Consider the following 2764-nt stretch of genomic DNA (forward strand, 5'->3'; position numbering starts at 1 on the left):
GCGGCAAGTACGAGAACCAGATCCTGCCCACCGGCATGTCCGCAGGCACGCCCCAAGAAGCCCTCGACTGCGCCTGCGACCTCTACCTCAGCCACTGACCCTCGAAGGACTTACAGGCAGAACCACTAAGGCGCTCAACTCCCCGATCACGGTGGCCGGGTCGGCGCGGTACCGGCCTACGCCCGGCCCAGCGCCGCACACCGGGGCCGGGTGGAGGGGAAGGCCGCGGGGCTGGGAGGCGGTATGCGGCCGGCCAGCACATAGCGCTCGACACACAGCGTCGATACCGGGTAGGGAATGTCGGCGGCGTGAGGCACGATAGGCGTGTGCTTCTGATCGACGTGGTCCGTGTTTCCGAGGCGGTGACGCGCACGTCCGCCAGGCTAGGCAAGATCGCCCACCTGGCGGAGCTGCTGGGCCGGGTGGGCCCGGACGAGGCGGAGATCGCGATCTCCTACCTTTCTGGCGAGCTGCCCCAGCGGCAGGTGGGTGTCGGCTGGCGCACGCTGGAGGACCTGCCGCAGCCCAAACTGGCCGCCACCGCCACCCTGACCACGGTCGACGAGCTGCTGACGAGGATCAAGTCCGTCTCTGGCCCGGGCTCGCAGGCGGCGCGCAAGGCTTTGGTGGCCGAGTTGTTCGCGGGGCTGACCAGTCAGGAGCAGCAGTTCATGCGCCGGCTGCTCCATGGCGAGCTGCGGCAGGGCGCGCTCGACGGCGTCATGATCGAGGCGGTGGCCAAGGCGTCCGGCGCGCCGTCGGCGGACGTACGCCGCGCCCTGACCCTGCGCGGCTGGCTGCCCGCCGTCGGGGCGGCCGCGCTGAGCGGCGGGGTGGCGGAGCTGCACGCGTTCCGGCTGGAGGTGGGCCGGGCGGTCGCCCCGATGCTGGCCGGGAGTGCCCCCAATGTCGCCGCGGCCCTGGACAAGGCGGGCACGCCGGCGGCGCTGGAGTGGAAGCTCGACGGCGTACGCGTGCAGGCCCACCGCTCCGGCTCCGAGGTCAAGGTCTTCACCCGCACGCTCGACGACATCACGGCGCAAGTTCCCGAGCTGGTCGAGGCCGTGCTGGAGATGCCGTCGGAGGATCTGGTGCTGGACGGCGAGGTGATCGCGTTGCGCCCCGACGGCCGTCCGCACCCGTTCCAGGTCACGGCGAGCCGGGCCTCCAGCAAGACCAACGTCGCCCAGCTGCGCGAGCAGACGCCGCTGAGCGTGTTCTTCTTCGACGCTCTGCGCGTGGACGGCGCCGACCTGCTCGATCTGACCTACGCACAACGTCAGGAAGTGCTGGCTCGCACGGTCCCCCAGGGCCTGCTGACGCCGCGGCTGGTCACGGGCGATGTGGCGGAGGCGGAGAAGTTCTTCACCGATGTGGTGAAGGCCGGTCATGAGGGTCTGGTGGTCAAGTCCCTGTCGTCTCCGTACGCGGCGGGCCGGCGGGGCGCCGGCTGGATCAAGGTCAAGCCCCGTCACACCCTAGACCTGGTGGTCCTGGCCGCCGAGTGGGGCCACGGCCGGCGCGAGGGCAAGCTGTCCAACCTCCACCTGGGCGCCAGGGACCCGGAGGGCGGCTTCGTGATGCTCGGCAAGACCTTCAAGGGTCTGACGGACGAGCTGCTGGCCTGGCAGACCGAGCGCTTCCTGGAGCTGGCCGAGGGGCCGACGGACACCTGGACGGTCAACCTCCGGCCCGAGCTGGTGGTGGAGATCGCCTTCGACGGGGTCCAGCGCTCACCCCGCTACCCGGGCGGCATGGCCCTGCGCTTCGCCCGGGTGCTGCGGTACCGCCTGGACAAGCGGGTGGAGGACGCCGACACGGTGGACACGGTCCGCTCCCTCATGTTCTGACATTTCCGGACACCGGCCCCCGGCCGGCAACGGGCGTTCCCCGAACACTGGCACCGCGTGACGCGGCGAGACGACAAGACCGGGCAACGCGACCCATATGACCGCCACCCAGAGGACGCCGCCGGACGACACGCCCCACGCAAGGCGTACCTGGACAACACGGCCGGCTGCCCGGCCAGACGACACGGGTCCAGGTGACGGATCCCGGTGACGGATCCCGGTGACGAGTCCCGGTGACGGATCCCGGTGACGGATCCCGGTGACGGATCCCGGTGACGGATCCCGGTGACGAGTCCCGGTGACGAGTCCCGGTGACGAGTCCCGGTGACGAGTCCCGGTGACGCTGCCGGAGGCTACGTCCCGGCGGCGCGGCACAAGCCGGATGGCGCAGCGGGACGACACGGTCCCTGGGGACACGACACCGGGACACGCCCATCGGCGCCGCCCATCGGCGCCGCCCAGCGACGCGGCCTGGGCGACACCGCCCAGCGACGCGGCCCGAGCGACACCGCCCGAGCAGCGCGGCCCGAGCAGCACGACCCGGTTCCCTTCATGGCTCGGTGGAGTGGCAGGCGATCTTGCGGGCTAAGTGGGATATGTCACTGTATGTCGCATTAGGTTGTTTTTACCTGCCCTTTGTCGCATATGTTCGTGCTCACTGCGCGGAACCCCCGCCGCGCCGACGGATCGGCCGCCGTATCCCCCTCACCCCTCCTGGCTGGCCTTTCCCTGCCCTTTCCCCTACCTAGGACCGTGTTTTACATTGGGTCAGCACTCCCACAAGCCGTCCCCCACAGGCAAGCGCCGCTGGACCGCCATCGCAGTGGGCACCGCCGTCATCGCCGCCGCCTCGTCCACCGCATGGGCGGCGCTCGCCAACGACGACTCCCCCACGCACATCGCCACCCCTGCCG

At 70.7% G+C, this 2764-nt stretch carries 1 protein-coding gene; it reads left to right on the forward strand.

Annotated features, from left to right (window positions below; all coding sequences use genetic code 11):
• Positions 1–326 precede the first annotated feature (326 nt).
• Positions 327–1850, forward strand: a complete 1524-nt coding sequence (locus ETD86_RS53730) for an ATP-dependent DNA ligase (RefSeq protein ID WP_138674293.1) — start codon at positions 327–329, stop codon at positions 1848–1850.
• Positions 1851–2764 lie beyond the last annotated feature (914 nt).

Origin of the sequence: Nonomuraea turkmeniaca, from assembly GCF_005889735.1 — a bacterium.
Taxonomy (GTDB): domain Bacteria; phylum Actinomycetota; class Actinomycetes; order Streptosporangiales; family Streptosporangiaceae; genus Nonomuraea; species Nonomuraea turkmeniaca.